General features: G+C 62.8%; 22 protein-coding genes and 1 pseudogene. 10 read left to right on the forward strand and 13 right to left on the reverse strand.

The features are described from left to right. Nucleotides 1–243: 243 nt before the first annotated feature. The 6 genes from A5707_RS18435 to A5707_RS18460 form a co-directional block, all read right to left on the reverse strand. Complete coding sequence (locus A5707_RS18435; protein WP_065015891.1) at nt 244–639, reverse strand: nitroreductase family deazaflavin-dependent oxidoreductase; 396 nt, start codon at nt 637–639, stop codon at nt 244–246. Between the two features lie 43 nt (nt 640–682). After that, the gene (locus A5707_RS18440) at nt 683–1096 is read right to left on the reverse strand and encodes a limonene-1,2-epoxide hydrolase family protein (protein ID WP_065015892.1); all 414 of its coding nucleotides are present in this window, start codon (nt 1094–1096) and stop codon (nt 683–685) included. Between the two features lie 76 nt (nt 1097–1172). Next, nucleotides 1173–2288, reverse strand: coding sequence for an NDMA-dependent alcohol dehydrogenase (locus tag A5707_RS18445; protein WP_065015893.1), 1116 nt, complete (start codon nt 2286–2288; stop codon nt 1173–1175). Then, the gene (locus tag A5707_RS18450) at nt 2285–2488 is read right to left on the reverse strand and encodes a ferredoxin (protein WP_331713160.1); all 204 of its coding nucleotides are present in this window, start codon (nt 2486–2488) and stop codon (nt 2285–2287) included. Before A5707_RS18450 ends, A5707_RS18445 begins: the two co-directional genes overlap by 4 nt. Then, nucleotides 2489–4900 carry a CaiB/BaiF CoA transferase family protein gene (locus tag A5707_RS18455; protein ID WP_232000754.1) on the reverse strand — a complete coding sequence of 804 codons (2412 nt, stop codon included), beginning with the start codon at nt 4898–4900 and terminating at the stop codon, nt 2489–2491. Nucleotides 4901–4962: 62 nt separating this feature from the next. After that, on the reverse strand, nt 4963–5652 hold the full coding sequence (locus tag A5707_RS18460; RefSeq protein WP_065015894.1) for a TetR/AcrR family transcriptional regulator: 690 nt from the start codon (nt 5650–5652) through the stop codon (nt 4963–4965). A gap of 335 nt (nt 5653–5987) precedes the next feature. Here A5707_RS18460 and A5707_RS18465 point away from each other — a divergent pair, with 335 nt between their 5' ends. From A5707_RS18465 to A5707_RS18480, 4 genes are all read left to right on the forward strand, one after another. Then, nucleotides 5988–7214 (forward strand): cytochrome P450, encoded by a 1227-nt coding sequence (locus A5707_RS18465; RefSeq protein WP_197495370.1) that lies wholly within the window; start codon nt 5988–5990, stop codon nt 7212–7214. Nucleotides 7215–7279: 65 nt separating this feature from the next. Beyond that, the gene (locus A5707_RS18470) at nt 7280–8485 is read left to right on the forward strand and encodes an amidohydrolase family protein (RefSeq protein WP_082969545.1); all 1206 of its coding nucleotides are present in this window, start codon (nt 7280–7282) and stop codon (nt 8483–8485) included. Nucleotides 8486–8508: 23 nt separating this feature from the next. Next, a complete protein-coding gene (locus A5707_RS18475) occupies nt 8509–10032 on the forward strand; it encodes an aldehyde dehydrogenase family protein (protein WP_065015895.1) in 1524 nt (507 codons plus the stop codon). A 68-nt stretch (nt 10033–10100) separates the two neighbouring features. Further along, nucleotides 10101–11273, forward strand: coding sequence for a CaiB/BaiF CoA transferase family protein (locus A5707_RS18480; RefSeq protein ID WP_065015896.1), 1173 nt, complete (start codon nt 10101–10103; stop codon nt 11271–11273). Nucleotides 11274–11459: 186 nt separating this feature from the next. Here A5707_RS18480 and A5707_RS18485 read toward each other — a convergent pair whose 3' ends face one another. The 3 genes from A5707_RS18485 to A5707_RS18495 form a co-directional block, all read right to left on the reverse strand. Beyond that, nucleotides 11460–12623 carry an NDMA-dependent alcohol dehydrogenase gene (locus A5707_RS18485; RefSeq protein ID WP_065015897.1) on the reverse strand — a complete coding sequence of 388 codons (1164 nt, stop codon included), beginning with the start codon at nt 12621–12623 and terminating at the stop codon, nt 11460–11462. Nucleotides 12624–12647: 24 nt separating this feature from the next. Further along, nucleotides 12648–13436 carry an SDR family oxidoreductase gene (locus tag A5707_RS18490; protein WP_065015898.1) on the reverse strand — a complete coding sequence of 263 codons (789 nt, stop codon included), beginning with the start codon at nt 13434–13436 and terminating at the stop codon, nt 12648–12650. 118 nt (nt 13437–13554) lie between these two features. After that, nucleotides 13555–14187 carry a TetR/AcrR family transcriptional regulator gene (locus A5707_RS18495; protein ID WP_065015899.1) on the reverse strand — a complete coding sequence of 211 codons (633 nt, stop codon included), beginning with the start codon at nt 14185–14187 and terminating at the stop codon, nt 13555–13557. A gap of 39 nt (nt 14188–14226) precedes the next feature. Here A5707_RS18495 and A5707_RS18500 point away from each other — a divergent pair, with 39 nt between their 5' ends. Beyond that, on the forward strand, nt 14227–15372 hold the full coding sequence (locus A5707_RS18500; RefSeq protein WP_065015900.1) for an ABC transporter substrate-binding protein: 1146 nt from the start codon (nt 14227–14229) through the stop codon (nt 15370–15372). Here the strand turns inward: A5707_RS18500 and A5707_RS18505 are convergent. Further along, nucleotides 15343–16422, reverse strand: coding sequence for a dihydrodipicolinate synthase (locus A5707_RS18505; RefSeq protein WP_065015931.1), 1080 nt, complete (start codon nt 16420–16422; stop codon nt 15343–15345). The genes A5707_RS18500 and A5707_RS18505 overlap by 30 nt on opposite strands. A 138-nt stretch (nt 16423–16560) precedes the next feature. Here A5707_RS18505 and A5707_RS18510 point away from each other — a divergent pair, with 138 nt between their 5' ends. Together A5707_RS18510 and A5707_RS18515 are read left to right on the forward strand one after the other, a co-directional pair. Beyond that, the gene (locus A5707_RS18510) at nt 16561–17799 is read left to right on the forward strand and encodes a cytochrome P450 (protein WP_065015901.1); all 1239 of its coding nucleotides are present in this window, start codon (nt 16561–16563) and stop codon (nt 17797–17799) included. 12 nt (nt 17800–17811) lie between these two features. Continuing rightward, complete coding sequence (locus tag A5707_RS18515; RefSeq protein WP_065015902.1) at nt 17812–18855, forward strand: dihydrodipicolinate reductase; 1044 nt, start codon at nt 17812–17814, stop codon at nt 18853–18855. Here A5707_RS18515 and A5707_RS24620 read toward each other — a convergent pair. Beyond that, nucleotides 18852–18977, reverse strand: a pseudogene (locus A5707_RS24620) (dihydrodipicolinate reductase); the annotation flags it as partial. The gene A5707_RS18515 and the pseudogene A5707_RS24620 overlap by 4 nt on opposite strands. Nucleotides 18978–19164: 187 nt before the next feature. Between A5707_RS24620 and A5707_RS18520 the strand changes: the two are divergent. The 3 genes from A5707_RS18520 to A5707_RS24795 all read left to right on the forward strand — a co-directional run bounded on the left by A5707_RS18520 (nt 19165) and on the right by A5707_RS24795 (nt 22169). After that, on the forward strand, nt 19165–20421 hold the full coding sequence (locus tag A5707_RS18520; protein ID WP_082969547.1) for a cytochrome P450: 1257 nt from the start codon (nt 19165–19167) through the stop codon (nt 20419–20421). Nucleotides 20422–20993: 572 nt separating this feature from the next. Further along, the gene (locus tag A5707_RS18525; RefSeq protein WP_065015932.1) at nt 20994–21911 is read left to right on the forward strand and encodes a dihydrodipicolinate reductase; all 918 of its coding nucleotides are present in this window, start codon (nt 20994–20996) and stop codon (nt 21909–21911) included. Between the two features lie 27 nt (nt 21912–21938). Then, nucleotides 21939–22169 (forward strand): SDR family oxidoreductase, encoded by a 231-nt coding sequence (locus A5707_RS24795; protein ID WP_082969548.1) that lies wholly within the window; start codon nt 21939–21941, stop codon nt 22167–22169. Here A5707_RS24795 and A5707_RS18530 read toward each other — a convergent pair. Both A5707_RS18530 and A5707_RS18535 read right to left on the reverse strand, forming a co-directional pair. Next, a complete protein-coding gene (locus tag A5707_RS18530) occupies nt 22156–22932 on the reverse strand; it encodes an SDR family oxidoreductase (RefSeq protein WP_065015904.1) in 777 nt (258 codons plus the stop codon). The two genes, A5707_RS24795 and A5707_RS18530, sit on opposite strands and share 14 nt — an antisense overlap. A 107-nt stretch (nt 22933–23039) precedes the next feature. After that, nucleotides 23040–24653 (reverse strand): class I adenylate-forming enzyme family protein, encoded by a 1614-nt coding sequence (locus A5707_RS18535; protein WP_065015905.1) that lies wholly within the window; start codon nt 24651–24653, stop codon nt 23040–23042. Nucleotides 24654–24834: the final 181 nt, after the last annotated feature.

The raw sequence follows: 24834 nt of genomic DNA on the forward strand, positions 1-24834 counted from the left end.
AGGCAGACTCAACCCCGTAACACACCTGCTCAATTTTCGACCGGAAGAAACTGCTCAGGATTCGACCGGAACCGACAGAGGTGTATGACCTCGGCTGATGGGTGACAATGTTTCGGCTGATGATTACAGCGGTTTCGGCTGATCTTTAACGCTCCCAGCGAGCCTCTTGGAGCTGCGGCTTCCGCGTCGGTATTGGGGCACCGCGGCGGCTGGTGTCTGGACTGGGTAGTTTTGATCCCGAAGTCACTGCGCGGAATCGGCCTTGGTCAACACCATCGCCGCTTCGTTGTACGGAAACAGGCGGTAGAACATCCCTGATGGCCCCGAAACGATCGCTGCGCCCTCGGCCTTACTCACCAGACGAGGATTGACCAGCGCGATACTCCTGCCGCGCCTGTGCAATACCGCCTGTCCGCCGGCCAAAACATTCTTCACCCAGTCCGAATGCAGCCCGTATCCGATGAGGACGACGAAGCCGTCGGGGGTGGGAAAGACCAATAGCGGTGTTCGATAACGCCTGCTTGATTTGCGTCCGATGTGTTCGAGCGTCCCTTGGTACGGAAGCCACGGCGTTATCGACCGAGCCGCTGGATTGGTGACTCGACGATTGAATTTGGCGACGGCCCTTGGTACCCGCATGGCTCCTCATCCTCAGCTAAGTTCGAATCATCGATGTGCCAACTCATGCGGTCGCGGGCACCAGCGCGCTGATGTCCTCGCCTTGAAGCAGCTTGAACGTCAAATTCAGGTCGAAGTAGTCGGTCCAGCGTGTGATCCTCCCGTCGCCATCGACGACGAAGGTCCCCATTACGGGGATGGCCGGCTTGCGTCCATCGGGAGTCTGGATGTAGTCCAGGCGTTCGGTGAGCACCACGGAACCCTCGCTGGCGAGGTTTACGATCTCGAAGGCGTAGGCCTCCGGGAACATAGCGAACTGGGCCGCCATGTTCTCCACGATGGCGTCCGGTCCGGTGAAGGCAGGCATTCCCACGTTCTGATAAACGGCCCCTTCGGCGAGGAGGGGACGTAACGCTTCGGCGTCCCGATTCTCCATCAAAGCGCAGAAGTGGCGGACGATATCGGCTGGCGAAGACATGAAATGAATCCTTTTCTGCGCGTAGGTGAATCAACTGCGCGGGCTGGAAGATGATGCGGATCTGCCTCGCGCCACATCAGTGCTCATGGATGATCACCCCGCGAATGTTGCGCCCGGCGAGCATGTCGTCGTAGGCCTCATTGATGTCGTCGAGCTTGTACTCGGTGGTGACGGCTTCGTCAAGCAATAGCTTGCCGCTTCGATAGAGGCTGGTCAGTCGAGGGATGTCGGCGCGCGGGTTGGCTTCGCCGTAGAGGCTGCCCAGGAGGCGTTTCTGGAACAGCGTGAACAACGTCAGCGGCAGGGTCGGCGTCACGTCGGACATCGATGCCAGCGCGGTGGCCACCACGGCACCGCCTTTGCGCACCGCGTTGAGCGCGTCGTTGATCATCGCGCCTTCGAGCACACCTGGCGTGAGGATGGCCGAGTCGGCCATGACCCCGCGCGTGATCTCACCAACTAACTGGGTTGCTTCCTCCATCGAGGTAGCAAAGTGCGTGGCCCCGAACTGAAACGCTTTGTCGCGCTTGCTCGGTTCGATATCCACCACGACGATATGCTCCGCTCCTGCCAGCCGCGCGCCCTGAATGGCACCGCTGCCGATCCCTCCGCAGCCGACCACGAGAACCACGTCGCCGGGACTGACGTTGGCGGTATTCACGGCCGAACCCCAGCCGGTGGTGATGCCGCAACCGAGAAGACATGCGCGCGACAGCGGCACATCGTCGTCGATCTTGACGACGGAAGCCTCCGACAACACACCCCACTGCGCGAAACTGCCGACGCCCGAGAGCGCCCCGATGCCCCGTCCTCTGGCTCGGCGCCGGAAGCTGCCGTCGGCTTGGACCCCCGCTAGGATGATCGCCCCGTAATCACAGAGGTTCTGACGCCCCGTGGCGCACCAGCGGCAGCGGCCGCATGCCGGCAGGAACGACGTGACCACGTGGTCGCCCACCGCCAGATCGCGGACCCCTGGACCAACCTCCTGAACGACGCCCGCCCCTTCGTGCCCACCTATCAAGGGGAAACTCACCCCGAACATGTCGCCGGTGCGGATATGGTGGTCGGAGTGACATAGACCGGTGGCTTCGAACTCGACGAGCACCTCGCCTTCCTGTGGCGGATCGAGTTCGATCTCCTCCACCGACCACCTCTCGTTCAGCCCCCACAGAACTGCTCCCTTGGTCTTCATGGCGACTCCTCGAGGATATGTATGGCACGCTCCGGGCAGTTCGCGATTGCGTTGTGCGCCCGGTCTTCCCACCCGGATGGGATATCTTCCATGGTCACGAAGGCGGTCCCTTCATCGTCGATGTCGAACAATTCGGGATACGCGGCGTAACAACGGCTGTGGCCTTGGCACACTTCTGAGTCGACACGAAGTTTCACCACTCAGTCCAATCCGCCTGGGCTGGCCCCGATGACTCCTTTTTCTGTGAGCGCTGCAATCGACGCGGTGTCGAGGCCGAGTAGGTCGCCGAGGACGCTCGCGTTGTGCTGCCCTAAGGTCGGCGCTGCCGACCGATACCACCTCTCAACGCTGCGGTACCTGAAGGGAATCGCCGGCACGTGATGCCGTCCCACGATGGGATGGTCGAGGCTTTCGAAGAAGCCCCGCGCTGCCAGCTGAGGGTGCATTGAACCGACCCTGGCGTCTGCCAAATCCGCAGCCGGAACACCACGTTCAACGAGCAACTGTGCGGCGGCTGCGGAATCGTATTGGGCAGTCCATTGCTCGAGGTGCTTATCGATCAGATCATGTGCCCGTACCCGTCCTTCGTGAGTGTCCAACGCGGTGTCGTTCGCCCAGTCCGGTTCACACAGAGCCGACTTCAATTGGCGCCACTGTTCGTCCGTGGCGACCGAAATCGCCAGCCACCGCTCGGTCCCCACACATTGATAGAGCCCTTGTGGGGCGGCGTCACGGCTGCGATTCCCTAGTCGCGATATCAGGTTGCCGTACGCGGTGAATTCGACAACCTGCTCGGCGGCTGCGTTGAGCGCGGACTCAACCATCGATACTTCGATGAAAGACCCTTGGCCAGTCTGGTCACGTTGCCGGAGTGCTGCGAGCATCGCAAATGCGGAGTGCATCCCTGCGAGCGGGTCGCAGGGGCCGCGGGGGATTCGCGGCTGGTCGTACTCGTGGCCGGTCACCCAAGCCATTCCGGTCATCTGTTCCATTGTTTGCGCGAAACCGACATTGTTGCGCCACGGCCCGTCGAGGCCGAACGCAGGCATGCGGACCATCACTATTCGGGGGTTCTGCTCACTGACGGCCTCCCACGTGATGGCGAAATTGTCGAAGACGCGGGGCGAGAAGTTCTCGACCAGAATGTCCGAGCGCGCGACGAGTCCGAAAAACAGCTCCCGGCCTTCGGGACAGGACAGGTCGAGGGTGAGCCCTCGCTTATTGGTGTTAGTCGCCAGATACATCCCAGACCGTTCCCACCACTGAGTCTGATCGGCGAACGCTGCGGCGGCCATCCGCGCGCCGTCAGGGTGTTTTGTCGACTCCAGGTGAATGACCTCAGCGCCGAGCGCGGCGAGAATGTGCGTGGAGGAGGGGCCCGCCCACCACGCTGTCGCGTCGAGAATTCGTATGCCCTCCAGAGGAAGTCGCGGTGCGCGGTCGGCAGCGATCGTAATCCTGCTGTGGTCGGGTACTTCTGTGGTTTCGCCGAGCGGGGGAGCGCCGGCGGTGGGCGAGGGTCGTCGGCCTCTGATCCGGTAGGGCGCCAACGGGTGGGTGAAGCTGCCGTCGGCATACGTGCCCCACACGCCGCGCGCCGCGAACTGCGGGTGGTCCAACACGGTCTGGCCATTGTTGACCGGTGAGACGGGGATCCGCAGATCGGAGGCCAGCGCGACGATCTCGTCTGTGGAACGTTGCGTCGTCCATTCCCGCACAATCCGATTCCACTCGTCCCGCCGTTCCCACCGCGTCGTGGCGAGGGCCCACGCCGGGTCATCGTCGAGTAGATCCAACCGGCCGATCATCGCGAGGAATGACTCGAATTGTTGGCGGGTATTGGTATTGAAGCCCACCCATCCGTCCGCCGTTGGTTCGATGGAAGGGATTTCAACCTGTCGCGCCGGCACGGTCAGCGGGGGACGGCCGGCCAACTCGTGGTAGAGGTCGGCGAATCCGCTGGCGCTGAGGTGACACGTCTCCAGCAATGAGCAGTCCACGATTTCGCCTGCGCCGCCGAGTTGAACTCGCCGCAATGTGCCAAGCGCCGCGACGGCGGCGTAGCTGGCCATTACCCATTCGAAGACTCGACCGCCGGCTTGAATGGGCGGTTGGTCCGGACGACCTCGTAACGCCAGGGTTCCGCTCTCGGCCTGGATCGTGAACTCCGTCGAGGGTCGGTCCCGGTACGGTCCGGTCAACCCGTAAGGAGAGAGCGTCACGATCACCAGGTGCGGCGCTCGCCGTAGGAGGGCCTCGCGGTCGAGTGCTCCGGGGCCCAGAGAATCGACGAACACATCGGCGGAAACGATCAGAGGCTCCATGTCGGCCAACGAAGTGCCAACGACCGAACGCTTGCCGGCGTTCAAGAATTTGAACAGCGCGCCGGCGTCGTGGCGATCGCCAAACGTCCTGCGGCGGAATGGATCCCCGTCCGGATTTTCTATCTTGATGACCTCCGCTCCGAGGTCGGCGAACAACTTGGTGCAGTACGGGCCTGAAATTTCCGTCGCCCACTCGACGACACGAACCCCGCGCAGAGCGATCATCGTGCGGCTTTCCGTGTTCTGCATCCGCATGGCTGCGGCTTGGTTGGCAACGACGCTAGCCACGGGAAAGCTGACGTGTCAAGTGCGACTCGATAATCCTGGCCGCAGTTGAGTCGTTGGGGCTTTCAGTCGGCCGCGCGCACCTTGGAGGACCGTTGGACCCGCCCGCTGCGTTTGGCGGGCGGCTTCGTAGTCGACGTGCTTACCCCTTTGGCGAGGATGTGCGAACCCAGTTCGATCTGCGCGCGGATGTCTGACTCCGCCGTACCAAACCAGCGTGGTCCGAGGCTCGTCGTGAAGATGATGAAATTGGCCAGCAGTTCGGCGAACAGGTCGGCGTCGACGTCGGCCCGGATCTGCCCCGCCGCCTGGTAGTGGCGAACGCCTTCGGCGATCACGGCTGTACGGCGTGCGTGATTGGGTTGCAGCACTCGCAGCGAGAAGTCGGGATCTGACAACGCCCGACCGGAGATGTCCCAGCCGGGAACGCCGCTGGCCCGGTCATCGATCCTCAATCTCGCAAAGAAAAGGCGCTCGATATAGTCCTCGAAGCGCGTAGGCAGGTCCGCCACGACTTGCTCTTCTGCCTCACTGACCAGGTCCGCGATCTGTCGAGAAACGACCTGCTCGAAGATGCCTCGCTTGTCTACGAAGTAGTGGAACAGCATCGCCTCCGAGCAGTCCGCGCGACGGGCGATCTCCTTCGTCGCCGCGGCCGCGTATCCCGCTTCGGCAAACACCTCAGCGGCTGCTTCAAGGAGGGCTCGTTGTTTGCCGTCCTTGTCGCGGACTCGCCGCCGCGCGCCTGTGGTCATCACACATACTTTAGCGAGCAGCCGTCGGCTGAGGGGAGGCCTGCACGCGTGCCGCCCGTTCGCGCGCACTGCGCGGGCGCGTCGATCCTCAGTGCTTTCAGGTAGTTATCGAGTGCGACTTGACTCCGCCCAGTCGACCATTTACTGTTCTGCCAAAGCAAATTTCGGCGAGTGCGAGAAATCCGAGGGCCGGCGCAAATGGCACGTGAACGGCGGCACGATTGCGGCGTGCCTGGAATGTGGTCGGCCCCTCGGTGGTGGCTGTCTAGCCGGGCTGACCGCTGGCGGTGTCTCGAGGTCGGCGTGCCCGCTTTCGCGGGCGGGAAGGACTAGCCATGGTGAGCAAATCACCAGAGGAACACGCCCGGAACCTCGACCTTCGTCACGAGGATTTCAATGATCAAGAATTCCTCTACGAGGTCTACTCGGTGATGCGGGAGAACGGACCGTTCAGTCACCAAGACGTGCCATTCCTGGGCCCCACGCCGGGGGGCGCGTGGATCGCCACCCGCTACGACGACTGCTACGAGATCTTGCGGGACTGGGGCAGCTTCTCCAGCAAGCCCCTTGGGATGGAAGGCCACCCGATGTCGTTGGGCGACATCGTGATCACCGCGGATCCGCCGCGCCAGCAGGAGCTCCGCAAAGTTCTCAACCCATATTTTTCGCCGGGCCGGATGAAGGAGCTAGAGCCCCAGGTGCGCGCGGTCACCGATGGGTTGATCGACAATTTCATCGAATTGGGCAGCGGCGATCTCGCAGACGTTGCATGGCAGCAACCTGGGATCGTGTTCTTCCGGTATCTACTCGGCATGCCCGTTGAGGATATACCGCTCTACATCGAGACAGCTGACCTCGCGATCAATGGGGAGAGCGAAGAGATCCGAAACGGTTCGATGACGAATCTGTACCTCCGCGTACGCGAGGAGATCGACAAACGTCGTGGTGAACCGCCGCGTGACGACCTGATCGATGTTTTACTCGCCGCTGAGATCGACGGCGAGAAATTGAGCTTCGACGACGTTGTCGCGAATGTGATGCTGCTGGTGCAAGCGGGGCTCGAAACGACCTCTAGTGCAATGTCATTCGCCTTCTTCTATCTGGGCACCCATGCTTCGGAACGCGACCGACTCATACACGAACCGGGGTTGCTGCCGAGGGCGATAGAGGAATTCATCCGGTTCGCCGGTTCCGTCCACGGTCTGCATCGCTCAGTCGCGGAGGAGGTTGAACTAAGCGACCACAAGTTCTGTCCCGGTGAGACGGTCGTGGTGAACTTTGCGGCCGCCAACCGCGACGCGCGCGAGTTCGACGAGCCGGACAGGTGCATTTTCGACCGGCAGGCAAACCGCCACCTCGGGTTCGGAGCCGGCGTCCATCGCTGTCTGGGCTCCAATCTCGCCCGGCTCGAGTTTCGGGTGGGCGTCGAACAGACCCTGAATCGGATACCCGACTACGTCATCCCGCCTGGAGCAAAAGTTGATTTCCACGGGAACTCGGTCACCCGGGGCTACCGCGCCCTGCCCGTCGTCTTCACGCCGGGTGGCCGCATCGGTCGGTGAGACGCGGCGGCCGACCGCCGACATCGTCTCGCAGCCAACGTAATAGCGATATCAGGGAGGAAGTCGTGGACAAGCAAGATCTTCAGTGGATGATCTCTGTCGATGACCACATCATCGAGCCCCCGAACCTGTGGGTCGACCGCGCATCGGCCGCCGACCGCGATCGAGTGCCACACGTGGAGCGCATCGACGGCGTCGATACGTGGATCTACGACCAAGCGCGCGCGTCGGTTTTGGGCATCTTGGTCGCGGCTCACCAGAGGCCGGCCGAGTACTCCCCGCTGCCAGTGAATTACGACGAGATGCCCCGTGCCTACTTCGACCCGGTTGCCCGCATCCCTGACATGGACGAGGATCACGTGATCGCGGGACTGAACTTTCCGTTCTTCCCCCGGTTCTGTGGTCAGATGTTCGCCCACCTCGGCGACCGCGACCTAGCTCTCAAGTGCGTGCGTGCATACAACGACTTCGTCATCGATGAGTGGTGCGCGGCGGCGCCCGGCCGCTACATCCCCATGGTCATCGTCCCGTTGTGGGATACCCGACTGGCACTCGAGGAGACGCTGCGGTGCGCCGGCAAGGGCGCCAAAGCCATCGCCTTCGCGGAAAACTTGCACCCGCTGGGATTTCCGTCCATCCATTCGGGAGCATGGGACGATTTCTTCGCGGTGGTAAACGAGACGAAGATGCCGCTGTGCACACACATCGGCTCGTCGTCGGTTAGTCCCACTACGTCGCCTGACGCACCTTTCGGGGTTCAGGCGGTCAACATCAACCTCAATCTCGCGAACTCGACCACGGATTGGTTGTTCTCGGGCAAGCTACAGAAGTACCCCGACCTGAAGATCGTGCTGGCTGAGGGCGGCATTGGCTGGATCCCCTACCTCATCGAGCGTGCAGAACATGTCGCCACCGACTACCAGTACCTGCGCGCCAACAACTGGGCGGTTGATCCGGCCACGATGCGCTTGACCCCGGTGCCCACCGACCCCGAGATTTTTCCGAAGTCACCGCGCCAGCTCTTCCACGACCACATGTACGGCTGCTTCATTGAGGACGACTTCGGGGCGGCTAACCTCGACGCCATCGGCGTCGACAATGTGATGATCGAAACGGATTATCCGCACACCGACAGCCTCTGGCCCAACTCTCTTCAGGCCGCTCACAAGGCACTCGACGGCCGGTCCGACCTCGACAAGTACAAGGTGCTGCAGGGTAACGCTCGCCGGGTCTTCGACTTTGAGCCCGCCCCGTATCCGGCGCTGGCGTAGTCAACGGCTGACGGCTTCCCCTGATGCGTGAGTACCAGAGTTTCATCGACGGTAAGTGGCTGAGCGACAACGCTCTCGGCACGATCGATGTTATCGATCCGTCCAATGAGGAGCTGATCGGCCGAGTCGTCGATGGTGGGCCAAAGCAGGCGGCTTTGGCGATCGAGGCTGCCCGGCGGGCTTTCGACGAAGGTCCGTGGCCGTGGATGTCCGTCCGGGAACGGGCGAAGATCATCAAGCGATTCGCTGAGATCCTCGATGAGCGCAAAGCGGAGCTTCGAGAGCTGGTCGTCGCCGAGATTGGCTCGACCGGCTTCATCACGGACCTGATTCAGGTTGGCGGCGCCATCGAGGCGGCCCACTACTATGGCGAGTTCGTCGAACACGATGTGACGTGGGTGGAGACACCGGGCGGGCCGATAGTTTCGCCGACTGGCCTGGGCGGCGTGACGGTGGTTCGTGAACCGGTCGGGGTGGTCGGCGTCATCACGCCGTTCAACTTTCCCTTCTCGATCAACATTCAGAAGTGCCTGGCCGCGTTGGCCGTCGGCTGCACTGTGGTGCTCAAGCCTCACCCATGGACTCCGATGAACGCCTTGGAGCTGGCCAAGGTTGGCGAGGAAGCGGGCCTCCCGCCGGGAGTGTTCAATGTGGTTGTGGGCGGTGCCGACGTGGGGGAGGAGCTGTGTAGGCACCGAGGCGTTGACATGATCGGGTTCACCGGTTCGACGGCCACCGGTCGGCGCATCCGCGAGCTATCGGCGGCAACGATGAAACGCGCACAACTGGAGCTAGGCGGCAAGAGCGCGCACATTGTCCTCGACGACGTCACCGAAAGTGACGTTGCGGGAATAGGATTCGGACAGGTGCTGATGCATGCCGGACAAGCATGCACCGTCACGTCGCGACTTCTGTTGCCTGAGCACCTGCTCGACGCCTATGTCGAGGGTCTCAAAGCCATGGCCCCAATGATCACGGTCGGGGACCCGCGTGATCCCACGACTGTTGTTGGTCCGCTGATCAGGGATCAGCAGCGTCGGCGAGTTGAATCCTTCGTTCAGGCGGGCCTACAAGACGGCGCGCGGCTGGTGGTCGGCGGCAAACGTCCCGAACATCTCGAACGCGGCTTCTACTACGAACCGACGGCATTTGTCGACTGTCGCAGCGACATGCGCTTATGCCAGGAAGAGGTGTTCGGCCCTGTACTGGCGGTGATGACCTACAGCTCCGAAGACGAGGCCATCCGCGTCGCGAACGACTCCATCTACGGTCTGGCGGGTCTGGTGATGACCCGCAATTCCGCAAGGGGATTCAACGTCGCCAGGCAGATCCGAACCGGCACCATGATGGTGCAGACTGTCGCACCCGGTGTCGATCTAGGAGCCAATCCGGGTGGCGGGCAGGGCCCCGGCTGGTCTTTGCCGGCGCGCGGCATGTTCAACGGCGGGGGGCCGTTCGGCGGCTTCAAGCAAAGCGGACTTGGCCGAGAGCAGGGGCGCTGGGGCTTTGAGGAATACACCGAGCTGAAATCAATCACGATGATGTAGTCGCACCGCAGTTCTGAAGACGCGCCGCACCGCGTTGCGTCCGGAATCCGGGATGGAAAGGTCGCGTGATGGAACTTCTCAAGGGTGTCCGCGTCCTCGAGGTGGCCCTCTTCTCCGCGGATGCACTAGGCGGGCATCTGGCTGACCTCGGCGCAGAGGTGATCAAGGTGGAGCCGCCTGGCGGCGGCGGTTTCCGCGGTGCGGCGGTTTCCGGCGGCGAGCTGCAGGACTCGCACTGGAATCGCGGCAAAAAGAGTGTGGCGATAAACCTGAAAACGCGGGAGGGTCAAGAGGCGTTTCGCCGGCTGGCCGCGACATCGGCGGTGGTGATCGACGGACTACGCTACGGAACCGCGCAGCGGCTGGGCTTCAGCTATGACGACATCGTCGCAGTCAACCCGACAGTTGTTTATTGCGTGCTCAATGGCATGGGCAGCTATGGACCGTACACCCGATTAGCCACCCACGGGCTTTCCTTCGACTGTTTCGCCGGCTTGAGTCCGCCGATCATCGATGCGGATGGAACGCCACGCCTTTCGGGGGCGGCGACAGGGACGACAGGTGTTCTGGCGGGGCCGCTGTACGCAGCGATGGGCGTACTCGCCGCGCTACATGCCGCCGGACGCGACGGCAAGCCGCAGTACGTCGAAGTAGCGCAGGTCGATGCGGCGATCAATTGGAACTTTCAACACCTCACAGCACTGGCGAACGGTCAACCGGCCTACGGTGAGGGAATCCGCGCATCGCTTCGCTACCAGTATTACCGAACTCGCGACGCTAACTATGTGGTGTTCAACGCCTTGGAGGACAAGTTCTGGCTGAGATTCTGCGAGTCGCTCGACAGGATGGATCTCTACGAACCGGGATGCCAGAAGCCGGGGCAGGATGTCGAGGCAGAGTCCCGGCTACGCGAGGAGTTGACAGCGATTTTTGCGAGCCGCACGCGCAGGGAATGGACCGACTTCTTCATTGCGACTGACATCGCAGGAGCACCAGCATTTTTGGGAGCAGACCTGTTCGACGACGACCACGCGAAGGCTCGCCGACTCATCTACGAGCAGGCTCATCCGGACGGGACGTCGCAGCAATTGATTGGGACGTGCATCAAGACAAAACCCGACGAACGATTTGCACCGCCAGCAGCACCGCACGTCGGGCAGCATACGGAAGAGTTACTCGGCGCGCTGGCGGGCTACGACGCGGCCGGAATGGAACGGCTTCGTTCGTCGGGTGCAATCTGAACACCGGCGGATGCTCCGCTCACAGTTCACATCTGAGGAGGTTCGGCATCTGCGGATGCGCAACCCCGACGAGTGCGACGCCTCGCCGGCGCTGCGGTCCTAGCACGGCAACCGGCTGTGACGAGCCGTCGGCTGGTACCGTGCTCATCACCACCGCATCACACTTGTTTCGAGTCGTTGATTCACTCACTCGAAGGCGATGACACCGCGGATGTTGTTGCCCGCGCGAAGGTCTTTCATCGCCTCGTTGATGTCGTCGAGCTTGTACTTCTGCGTGACCAGCTCGTCGAGCTTGATCAGGCCGGCCTCGTACATCGACAGTAGTTTCGGCATGGCCTCGCGCGGGTTCATCTCGCCGTAGAGCACGCCCTTGAGCGTCTTGCATGAACTGATCATGTCCGTGAGGACGATTGGCACCATCAGGTCGGTGATCTTCGGCACCCCGGTCAGCACACAGGTTCCGCCCTTGCGCAACAACATCATTGCGGTCAATATCATGTCCGCGGGCACGACCCCGGGTGTGAGCACAACCCGGTCGGCCATCACGCCCCAGGTGGTCTCCTTGGCAAGTTCCAGCGCGGCTCCGATGTCGGCGACGGTGTGGGTGGCGCCGAACGTCGGCGCGATCTCACGTTTGAACTCGTTGGGGTCGACGGCGACAATGTGCTTGGCGCCGGCCAGCTTCGCTCCCTGAACGGCGTTCATGCCGATCCCGCCGACCCCGACCACGACGACGGTGTCGCCCGGTTGGGTACCGGCTGCTACCGAGCCCGAACCGAATCCCGTTGTCACACCACAGGAAACCAGGGAAGCGGCCTCCAACGGAATCCAGTCATGCACTTTGACCAGCGAGCGCTCAGATGCCACCACGTACTCGGAGAAGGTACCGACCTGCATCATCGCCATGAGGTCTTCATCTCCGAGATGGCGGCGTGGAGTGCCGTCGGTGGTCATTGCCTTGTTGTAGATGTCGGCGCCCACGTCGCACAGGTAGGTGTAGCCGGTGGCGCACCAACGGCAGCTTCCGCAGGCGGGCAGAAACGAGATGGCAACGTGGTCACCGGGTTTGAGCGCTGTCACCTCGGGGCCCACTGCTTCGACGACGCCGGAGCCTTCATGGCCGCCGAGCATGGGGAACCATTCGGGTACCGGAACGCCGGACGCCCGCATCATCTCTTCCATCTCCGAAGTCGGGACACTGTCGCCGGTGTAGAAGTGCTCATCGGAGTGACAAATGCCCGCGTACGCCATTTTGACCAGAACTTCGCCGGCGTGGGGCGGGTCGAGCTCTACTTCGGTGACCTCCCAGTCCACACCGACACCGCGCAACACCGCTGCCTTAGACTTCATCGCGCCTCTTTCGTTGGGGGCCCTTCACCATTGCCGAAGCTCGGCTACGGCGCCGGACGGCCGCGGCGCCAGGGTCAAATTCGGAATAAAGCTGCTGTTACCGCAGCGAAGTACGGAATGGACGACGTCGACGAGATGGTCGGCCTCGACGAGACCGCCCTGCATGTAGCCGTGCTCCATCCAGTAGTGGATGGCGTCCTCCAGCGCGCGGGGGTCCCACGTCTTGTTGAACTCGGTCTGCGAGTCGCCCTCGCCACCAAAGCAATCGCCCACTGCGAGCCGAGTGAAACCGATGTTCGGATGCTCGATGCGCCACGCCTCGACGAGTTTGTCCAGCGCCGCTTTCGACACCGCGTAGGCGCCGAGTAGCGGCCACGGTGCAGAATACGAGGCGCTCAGCGACGAGAGGTACACCGCAGATCCCGCGCTCGCGGCGAGGTGGGGCGCGGCGGCAGCGGTGATCAGTGATGCACCGGTCACGTTCGTGGCGAACAGCTTCCCCCACTGCTCGGCGCTGACGTCGGTGAGCGGTGCGAGCACACCGACGCCCGTGGTGTACACGAGCGCGTCGAGTCCGCCGAAGGTATCAACGACCTCGGCGATCGCCTGCCGGCATGACGCACCGTCGGTGACATCGCAGGCGACCGCGACTGCTCCGTTGCCCGCCTCTTTGGCAGCGCGCTCCAGACGGTCACGACGCCGGGCGAGGAAAGCGACCCGCGCACCCCTATCGGCCAGGCCCATGCCGATGCACCGGCCTAGACCTGCAGACGCTCCGATCACGGCAACTCTCAGCGGTGGCGTGTCAGGCATCGGCTCTCCTAGAAGAAGTCGAGAGGAACATTATCAGTTCGGTAGAAGCACGATATTCAGTTGCCGAAAACGATCATTTTCGCACGGGCACAAGGATGCCGATTTCGGGGCTAGAAGACTATCGTCGCAGGACTTTTCGCGGCTCGAGCGCAAAGCTCAGCAGGAGTCGGTCGAGGACCCTGGCCGCCCTCTCCCGCGCCTTGGCGGGGCGGGCGGCGTGCGCCACCAGCAGGGCCGCCTCTTCGACGGCCGCCACCAGTAGATGGGTCAGCTCGCCGACCGGGTGGTCGTCGATGATGCCCTCGGCGATGGCCTCGTCCACCATCTCGTTGATCAAGGCGATGCTGTTGCTCTTCTGGATGGACCGCAGCGTCTGCCAACCCAGCACCACCGGTCCGTCGATGAGCATGACGCGTTGCACTTCGGGCTCGAGTGCCGATTCGAGGAATCCGCGCATCCCGGCGGACAGCACTTCCCACGCGTCTGCGCCCTGCGGGGGTGAGGCCAGCGAACGCAGCGTCAGATCACGCTCGACCTCTTCGAACACCGCGCGGAACAATTCCGCCTTGTCCTTGAAGTGGTGGTAAAACGCACCGCGGGTGCCCACGCCGGACCTCGTCACCAGGTCCGAGATGCTGGTTCCGAAATATCCCTTCTCGACGAACAATGCCCGGCCGGCGTCAACGAGGTCGCGCCGAGTCTGATCCCCACGAGCCCGCCGCTCGACATCGGTGCCACCGCGCTTGGCCATGCCAGCATCGTAGCAACCTTCGTATTGTATGTTGCCCTAATGGCAGACGAACAGGTTCGCGCGTACGGCTTGGTGGCCCCGTTGAAAGTCGGCTTGCTCAATGACTATCCGACGAAGACGGGAACCGAGAACGACACGCTCGACACCCTGCGGATGGTCTTCGATGAGGCGGTCACCGCCGGCCTCGTCGACCGGCCGATAGAACTGGTGGAGCGCCATGTGATCGGCCTGCCGAACGGCACCTACCACGCCGTGGAAACCGCATACGACGAACTGGTCGCCCAGGGGTGTCTGGTCATCTACGGTCCGTATGTTTCGGACAACGCGGTGCCATTAGCCGCACACGCCGATCGAGTAGCCAAGGTTCCCAACATAGTTTTGTCGGGCTCCGAGGGAGTACTCGGCGAATGGACGTTCGCGCTCAACAACGGATCGATGCCTGAAGAGCCAGTGATGCTTGCCGCGGTGATGCTCGGTGACGGCCGGACCCGGATAGCCATCGCCTACGAAGCATCTCTGATCGGCAAGGAGTACTTGGCATTCGCCGAAAAAGCTTATTCGGCTGCCGGATTGAAGGTCGTCACCACAGTGGCGATACCTCAGGTGGAATCCGACAAAACGCAGGTGGTCAACGAGCTGCGCGACGCCGAGCCAGACGCGCTGGTGCACGTCGGGTTCGGTCACGGGCTGTGGGGCTTCACCGATGCGCTGCTGGCGGCGGGGTGGGATCCGCCGCGGTACACCACCACCGCATTCGAGATGGCCCACATCAACGCCGAGTGGATGCGGCAGCTGTCGGGCTGGATCGGGCTGGACAGCTATGACGAGCGCAATCTCGTGGGGCAGGCGTTCCTGGATCGTTTCGAGGCTCGCTACGGCCGCAGGCCGAAACACTCGATGCCTGGCCTCTCGCACGACGTGGCGACGGTGATCGCGCGCGGGCTCGCGGCGGCGCGCCCGTTGACCGGCGACGGCGTCAAGCACGGTATCGAGCAGGTCAAGCTGGTCCCGTCGGCCAGTGGGGCGCCGGGAACTTTCTTGCGCTTCGGCCGCTACATCCGGCAGGGCTGGATGGGTACGGACTATTTGATCGCGCGGCGGGTGCTGCCCGACGGCTCGGCGCACGTGTTTCATGCTGCGCCCAGCGACCACATCTCACGAGCAGTCGGTGTCGGCCCGCGCTAATCGGATCGCGCCGAACACCGGGGCGGTTACGACGCCCGGTGGTGCAGCCAGCACGTCGGGAATCGCGCGCACCGCCCCCATGGCGATCATGAGATGCCCCGGCTCGGCGTGCGTTCCGGTGGGCGGCTTGTCGTCCCATCCGACGTCCAGCTGTAGGTCGAAACTGGGTTTGCCCTTGATGACGGCCCGGATCAACGGCGCCTTCTCGCCGGGAGCGAGGGGCTTCAGGCCCCACTGTGGGAGGTCGCGGGTAAGGACCCACTCCTCGTGGATGGCGAGCAGTGGCCGGTCAGACCAGTGGCCTACCCACGAGAATCGTTGTCCGACGACGGTTCCCGCCTCGATAGTGCCGGCGCGGACCTCGAGGTCGTGGGGGAGCGTCGTGGCGTCGACCGACACGTCGACATGGGAGAGCGTGACCCCAAGTACGTCGGCGGTGGCATTGAGTGCCTGGCGATAGGCCAGGTCGAGCTTCTTGATGATTGGCGAATTCACGCTGACGTCTTCTGGTGGTCGACCCATGCCCATCAGGTCAACGAGCATCGGCTTGCTGTCGACTGCCGACACGTCGGTGGCCTCGTAGAGATCGATCCGGTCGATGGTCTTGGACAGCGCCGTCACCGTGGCGACCAGGCGTTCAAACATGAAGCCCGGATTCTCACCTGCCGCGTGGAAGCGAGACCCACCTGCGCGACAGGCTTCGACAAAGGCGCGCTCGGTCTCCGTCCCGTAGGTGGGCAGATGGTTGTATGAGGTGGTCGTGATGACACTGGTTCCCGACGCGAGCAGTAGGCAGATATCTTCGGCGTTGGTTTCGACGGCATGGGCCTTGCTGGCGGCGTGGATGACGACGTCGGCGCCCAGCGCGAAGATCTCCTCCTTGTCCGAGGTGGCGAGCACTCCCGTGGTGGCTGGCAGCCCACACAATGTTCCAGCGTCCTGCCCGGCCTTGTCGGGGTCGTACACCAGCACGCCGACCAACTGGTAATCGGGATTCTCAATCAGTTCCTGCAAGGCCGCGCGACCAACGGCGCCGGTAGCCCACTGCACCACTCGAGTTGCCAATCGAACGCTCCTGGTTGCTCTTTCGCGTATTTGAGGTTACTGGCCACGTTCAACCTACATCATGTAGGTTATCAACCGGCAATATGTATGTTGCGTGAGCCGTGCACAGTGAGGAGCCGTCACATGGCCGAGCCGGCGACTGTCGAAGAGCTTGAACAAAGCATTCGGGATGCTCAGGACAGGTTCAACGAAGGCATGGGCGCCGACGGCGACGCGTCGCCGTACCCGATGCTCAAGGAACTTCGTGCACAGAGCCCGGTGCACGCCGGCTGGCCAGAGATGGGGATGCTCGGCAATTCGGGTGACGGCCCGCCGACCTTCACCGCCTACACATTCGACACCGTCAAGGCGATCTTGACCGACAACACCACCTTCAGCACGCGCTGCTACGAAGATGTCGTCCGGCCGCTCCAAGGTCCGACGATTCTGGAGATGCAGGAACCTGAACACGCGGTCTACCGCAAACTTCATGAGTTCGCCTTCGCCCGCTCTTCGATGAAGCGCTGGGACACCGAACTCGTTGGCCCCTTGGTGGACAAAACCATCACGAAATTCAAGGACGCCAATCGCGCCGATCTCGTCGACGCGGTCTTCATGCCGATCCCGGTGCGGGTCATCGCGGCTCTGTTGGGCCTTCCGGAAGCCGATGTGCTCCAGTTCCACCGACTCGCGATCGACCTGCTGGGTTTCCGCGGGGATATGGAATGCGCGTTGCGCGCATCGGCCGAGATGAAGGAGTACTTCGTCGGGGTACTTGCCGACAAGCGCAAGGCCCCTAAGGACGACATGGTTTCGATCCTGGCCGGTGCCGAAGTCAACGGCGTGAAGATGTCCGACGAGCAGATCTACGGTTTCATGCGCAACCTGCTGCCGGCCGGCGCGGAGACGACGTCACGGTCGACGGCCAACCTCGCCATGGCGCTGTTGACGCACCCTGACCAACTCGACGCCGTCCGCGACGATCGCAGCTTGCTGCCTCAGGCCATCGAGGAAGGGATCCGCTGGGAAACCCCGCTGCTCAACTTCATGCGCGAGGTCACCTGCGATACCGAGATCGGTGGCGTGCAGATCCCCAAGGGCGCCACCATGATGCTCAATCTGGGAAGCGCGAATCACGACGAGACGCGGTGGGACGAAGCAGAGCAGTTCGACATCTTCCGGGATCGCAAGCCGCACATCGGCTTCGCCCACGGAGCACATGTGTGCCTCGGTATGCATTTGGCCAGGCTCGAGACCACCAAAATATTCAACGCGCTGTTCGACGAACTCCCTGGTCTGCGGCTCGACCCGGACGCACCGCCCCCGTACATCACCGGCACGATGTTCCGTTCCCCGCCCCACCTCGACGTGGTGTGGGACTAAGAGAGGTATGTGATGACACGTGTGATCCAGTGGGCGACCGGCGTCACCGGGATGATGTCGCTTCGTCACGTGATCGGCCGGGCGGATCTGGAACTGGCCGGGGTGCGCGTGTACGACCCCGCCAAGGCGGGGATGGACGCAGGGACGCTGTGCGGTGCCCGCGAAGTCGGACTTCGTACCACTGCTGATCGCGACGAAATCGTCAGTACCGACGCGGACGTGGTGCTCTACATGGGCAAGGTCGAGACCGATACACCGGGCTGTTTTGCCGACGTCTGCGAACTGCTCGCGTCGGGAAAGAACGTCGTGGCCACCGGAAGCCGGTTCATCCATCCCCGTTCGCTCCACTCATCGTTGGCAGATGGCATCGAGAAGGCCTGTCGCACGGGACAATCCTCATTTCTCGGGCTTGGTTTATATCCGGGATTCGTCGGCGAATCACTGGCGCCCATCCTGTCGCGACTCACCGCGCGCGCCGGGCGAATCGGCATCCGTGAGGTGCTGAACTACTCGACCTACGCCAGCCATGATCTGGTTTTCAATGCCATGGGTTTTGGCCATCCCCCCGACGACACGACGCCGCTACTGAGTAACACCGATTACGCGGCGAGCGCCTGGATCGGCAGTGCCACCCTGCTCGCGCAGTCGTTGGGACTTGAGATCAGGTCGGTGCAGGGGTTCCGCGAAGTCGCGACCACGCCGCGGGCGCTGACAGTCGCCGCCGGCGAGATCCCCGCGGGCACGGTCGGCGCGATGCGGTTCGGTGTCGAGGTCGATTGCGGTGCAACCACATTAGTGGTCGAGCACCTCACCCGTATGGCCGATGATCTCGCACCGGACTGGCCTACGGAGATCGGATACGAGGTGACCTTCGACGGTGAGCCCAACTTGAGGATCCAACTCGTGATCGGCTCGCACGACGAGGATCACTCCGAACAGGCCTGCTTGGCCACTGCCATGCATGCGATCAACGCGATCCCGACGGTAATCGCGGCCGATCCGGGCCTTTACGACCTTTCCACGATCGCACCATTCGTCGCGCACTGGTGTAGCTAGGGCGCTTCCGGGGTTCGATTGCCGAAACCCGTGTAGCTCCGGATCAGTGGGAGATCGGCCATTGTCGCGAAGCCCGCCGGCGCCGCGCACACGGCCGGAATCGCGTTGACGACCTGCATGGCGACGGTGCGTCGGAATAGACCCGGGCGCCCACCAATCGGATGTCCGGTCGGTGATCGAGGATGGTCCTGACCATCTCGGTACCCACGGCGCCGGTGGCCCACTGGATGACTCGTAACGGACGGGTACTGGCCGTCACGCATCGACTCCCTTCATGATCATTCCGCAGAACTCCAGGTACCGGCGGTGATGACCTTAGTAAGGCAAAAAGCCTTTACGGCAGAGGATAACGCCTATTCTCGTCGTGTGACATACAGGGTGAAGGTTGACCCGTACTACGACCCTTTCGACTTCGAGATCGATGACGACCCGTATCCCGTGTGGACGCAGTTGCGTGATATCGCGCCCCTGTACCACAACGACAAGTACGGCTTTTACGCGCTGAGCAGGCACTCAGATGTCGCCCGCGGGCTGGTGAACTGGACGGACTATCGGTCCGGTAAAGGCACGACCATCGACATCATCCTCAACGGGGTCGACGTTCCACCCGGGATCATCCTGTTCGAGGATCCGCCGATTCACGACCTGCACCGGCGGTTGTTGTCGGGGGTGTTCACGCCGCGCCGGATGGCGGCCATCGAACCGCTGGCCAGGGAGTTCTGCAGGCGCGCACTGGAACCGATTGCGGACTCCGATACGTTCGACTTCATTACCGACCTCGGCGCTTGGATGCCGATGCGTACCATCGGATACCTGCTGGGGATACCGGAGGACAGGCAGGTCGCGATCCGGCAGAACACGGACCGGATGCTCGAACTGAAAGACGGGGGTTTCGTCGAGGTCGCCGATGACATCCTGACGCGGCAAGGCTCGATGCTGGAAGAATTCATCGATTGGCGCTACGACCACCCCTCCGATGATCTGATGACCGATCTGGTCAACGCGGAGGTTGAGGAAACCGACGGTAGCCGCAGGCGGTTGACCCGAGCGGAGGTGCTGACCTACGCGGGCACCGTTGTGGGTGCCGGCAACGAGACGACGACGCGGCTGATCGGCTTCGCCGGGCAGCTGTTGTCCGATCATCCGGACCAGCGCCGCGAGCTCGCAGCGGACTTCAGCCTTATCCTCGGGGCGGTCGAGGAAGTGCTGCGCTACGAAGCTCCGTCACCCGTGCAGGCGCGCTATGTCGCGCGTGATGTCGAACATTATGGGCAGACCGTTCCCCAGGGGTCGGTGATGTTGCTGCTCAATGGATCTGCCAACCGCGATGAGCGGCAGTTCGCCGACGCCGACCGATTCGACATCCACCGGCAGGCCGCTCATCTGTCCTTCGGGCACGGCATCCATTTCTGCCTGGGTGCGGCGCTTGCTCGGCTTCAGGCACGCATTGCGCTCGAGGAAGTGCTTACCAGGTGGCCCGATTTTGAAGTCGACTACGACAAGGCGAAGCGCGCTCACACCACAAGTGTCAGGGGCTGGGCGACCCTGCCAGCACGGGTGACATGACGAATACCGTTGATTGTGCCTCGGATTCCGGCGCCGCCGCCGTGACCCAGCGCCGGTTGTCGTCGTGGCCCGCACGGGCGGGGTGGGAGCTGTTCATCATCACCTACCTGGCCTTCGCGATCATCACCATCGCGACGATCCAATCGGGTCTGCACGGTGACCCGACGAGGACCAATCCGCTCCCTGGCCCTGCGCCCTATCCGCAGTACCGCTGGCGGTGCTCGCGGGCTTGCGGGAGGCGGGGTTATCCGAGCCCGCCTACTTCCAGAACCCCTATCCGAGCGTGAAAGTCTACGATCCGTACGGCGATCTGCAGAACGCCGGCAAGCCGGGGCCTTTCTACCGGTGATTCGCACCAGCGTAGTACCGAACTAGTCAGGGGTAGTTGGACATTGGGGAACAAGGTTAAGCGACGCTACCGGGTGGCCCACGTGGGTACCGGACTGACCGGCCGTGAGGCGTTGCGGGCGATCATCGACGACCCCGCGCTGGACCTCGTTGCGGTCAAAGTGTCGACGCCGGAGAAGTGCGGCGTGGATGCGGGCGAGCTATGCGGGAAGACGGATGTCGGCATCGCGGCGACCGGCGACCTATCAGAAGTCTTGGCCTTGGCTCCGGACTGTGTCGCATACTGCGCGACAGCGGTCCGCCGCGAAGAGGAAGCCATCGCAGACATTGCCGCCTATCTTGAGGCGGGCATCAACGTGGTGACATTCTCGACGATTCCGATGGTCTATCCTCCGGCAGCTCCAGTCGAATGGCGTGCAGTTCTGGAAAGCGCTGCAGCTAAGGGTAGCTCGACGTTCTACGCCACTGGCAGTGAGCCGGGTTTCATCAGCCTGAACATTCCCACTGCTCTTCTCGCAGGCGCAGGTCGGGTCGACTCGTATCGGATGGACGAGTACGCGGTTGATCTGGACAAGGCCTATCCGATCTGGGATGTCTTGCACGAGTCGATGGGCTTCGGGAAGCCAGACGGTCATGTGCCGGCTCGCATCGCCTCAGGAAAGGTGAACAAAGACTGGGACACCGTGGTTCGCTACATCGCTGACATCCTCGGCTTCGAGCTCGACCGCATAGAACTGGAGTGGGAGACGCTGCTTGCACCGTCGGATCTGGAGACCGCGCTAGGGGTCATCCCCAAGGGGACGATTTGCGCCCATCGCTGGCAACTCGCCGGAGTGGTCGCCACGAGGCCGGCTGTCGCGGTGCAATACTTCGCGACAGTGAGCAGCACGCCATGGCCGGATCGCTGGCCGAAGCCTGCCCGTGAAGGTGAGGGCGGAATGGTTTTTCGTGTCGAGGGCAGTCCCAGTATGAGCCTGGAGTTGCATTTTGAGCAGTCGGCAACCGACCCGGTGAACCCAGGTATCGCGGTCACGGCGATGGCCGCGGTCAACGCGGTTCCCGACGTCGTCGACGCCGCGCCGGGTGTGATCGCCAATCCGCTGTCGGGACCGTCGATCGTCAGCCGCCAGTCGCGCATCTAGGTCCGTCCGGGCAAGGCCGCGCTCGAAATGCTCATCCGCGTCGCCGCATCGGAACTCGGGCCGCGCGGTATTCGGGTCAACGCGGTACGACCGGGGCTGACCGACGCTGCCACCACTCAGAGCTATCTCCACATCGAGGAACTGACCAGCAGCGGCAACGAGGTCCGGGGAGCGCCTCGCGGTCCGATGTACAGGTGTTCCATCCTGGCACGCGAGCCTAGGTCCGTTCGTGGTCCTGCCCTGATCAGCTGCCGGTGAAAGCCGGTTGGGCCTGGGTAATTCGGGGCGCGAGGTGCACGATCTCACTGACCACCGTGGGATAGGCGCGCGAAATGGCGATGAGTGAAAGCATGGCATTCGCCACGTCTTCGACCGTGGACATCTCATCTGGGATCTGGCCTTCGTGCGCCCAGGCCCGATATAGATCCGCCAGTAGGTCCCGATCGGCTCCGCGCAGGATCTCGGTGTCACAGGTCGGGCCAACGCTGACTCGAATCACAGCGAGATTGGGATGCTCGGCTCGCCAGGACCGCAGGATCTCGTCGAGTGCCGCCTTGCTCGCATGGTAGGCGGCCACCCCTGCACGAGGTCGGCCAACATCGTGGCTCGACGCGACGATGACCACGGCGTCGTCGGACAAATGGGGCAGGGTCGCGCGCAATACGTGCGAGGCGCCAACCGCATTGATGGCGTACGCATGCAGCCAGGTCTCCACTTCGGTATCTTCGATCAGCGCGAACGGCACCACGGCACTGGTGAACACCACTGCATCGAGCTTGCCGAATTTGGTGACGACCTCTCCGACGACGGATTCGATGGCGCGCGCGTCAGACACGTCGAGCTCGTGCGCCGATCCGTGGAGTTGATCGGCCAGTTCCGAGAGCAGGTCCACTCGTCGTGCGGCCAGGGCCACGTTAGCGCCCCGGGATTGGGCACCAATGGCCAACGCCCGTCCGATACCTGATGACGCCCCGATGATCAGCATTCGCGTCCCTGCAATGCTGGAGTGCCGGTCGCTCATGAATCGCTCCCCTTGCGCCGTAGTTGAAATAATTCTCGCACGGGAGAATGAGAATTCTCTGCGAGGGTAGCGAGACCACCGGGGACCTGGAAGCGGCGTGACGAATCCTAGCGGCGCAACAGCAATCCGCTGAGCTGCTGCGCCAGCTCCGCCCTCTTGACCTTTCCTGTCGCAGTGAACGGAAGCTCCTGCTTTGAGGTGACCCAGATGAACTTCGGCACCTTGTATGCGGCGAGTCTGCCGCGCAGTTGCGCTCGCAATGACTCATCGTCGAGTGCTGATTCCCCGCGCGGCACCACCGCCGCCGCAACCACCGTTCCGTTAGCGCCATTCTCGGCGCCGACCACGTAGGCTTCGAGCACGCCTTCGCATTCTGTCAGCGCTAGCTCAACTTCAGTGGGTGTGACGTTGGTGCCCCCGCTCGTCTTGATTAGATCGCCCAACCGGCCGGTGAACTTGATCCAGCCGTCGTCGTACTCGACACCGCAATCACCGGTGCGATAGTAACCGTTTGCGGTGAACACTTCTTCACGCTCGCGCTTGTAGAGGCGCTGCATCAGCGAGTACCCGCGCACCCAGATCTCGCCTTCCGTTCCTACCGGGACCGGTATTCCTGTCGCGGGATCGACGAGGATGTGGCTCAGGCCCTCGACGGAGAATCCGCCAATCTCCGCGCGATCCGGCGGCTGGGGCAAATACGGATCGACTCCGATGTGGTTGCCGCACAGTTCGGTCATGCCCAACGCGTTCGGACCTTTGGGTCGCTGGTCCAGCGGCACGATCGCAGGCATGCTGGTGCGCTGCACCGAACTCAGGTCGCGCCCGGCGAAATCGGGGTGCTCCGACAAAGACTTGCCCTGCTGCGGCCAACCGAGCGCAATGGTCGCGCGATAGCGCTCCATCAATTCCAAGGCGTTCGCCGCGTCGAACGCCGGCTGGGTGACGAGCGTGGCGCCGTGGTGAATGACGGCGTGCAACGCGGTGATCAACCCTCCCACCCAAAAGAACGGCATTGCGGTAAACAAGACAGTGTCGGGCATGATGCCGTACTGGAAGGTGAGGTTGTAGGTGTGGCGAACTAGGGTGCCCTGGGTGTGCACGGGCGCCTTCGGATCACCAGTGCTGCCCGAGGTGTAAATGATGGCCGCTTCGTCTGCCGGCGTCACGCACGACTCAACATCGACGAGGAATCGCGCATCGATGCTGGTCGGAAGTTCCTTGTCCTCGAATGTGGCCGCCCAGGTTCGATCACAGGGTCCCCACACCCCGATCGTGCGCAGATACGGCGTCTTGGGCAGGACGATGCGACCCGGTTCGCGCTGTTCGGCAAGGCCGGGCAAGGCCTCCTCGAGTCGCTCGACGAAATCGTGGTTGCGGAAGGCCGACCACGCCAGGATCGCTTTCAGGTCAGCGTGGCGGACGGTCCAGGCCAGCTCGGACGTTTTGTAGAACGTGTTGAGCGGGACGGCGACGGCGCCGATGCGTGTGGCGGCGAACCAGGCGAGGGCCGATTCCACGCTGTTGGGCATCAGAATCCCGACGTGGTCACCCTTTCCGATGCCCTCGGCGAGCAGCGCGATCGCCAATTGCGAGGAACGCAGGTTGAGGTCGGCGTACGTCAGAACGTGCCCGTCGGCGATGAGGAACGGTTTGTCACCAAACCGCGCCGCAGACGATCTCACCAGCGCGGGGATCGTCGGGATTATGGTCGGGAAGGGCATGGCCGGGTCCTCCCTGGCATCCTCGCGACGAACGTTCATTGAGCTTCAACAGGATAGTTGGCTTTCCAGCAAACGAGAACACCGGTTCTCGGAATACCCCGCCGTCGACGGACGTGCCGCTTCGCGCGGCCGTGCCGCACCGGATGCCGCGTTGGCGAGCGTTTCTGGGAGAACGGAGAAC

It is taken from the genome of Mycobacterium kyorinense (genome assembly GCF_001672775.1).
GTDB classification, from domain to species: domain Bacteria; phylum Actinomycetota; class Actinomycetes; order Mycobacteriales; family Mycobacteriaceae; genus Mycobacterium; species Mycobacterium kyorinense_A.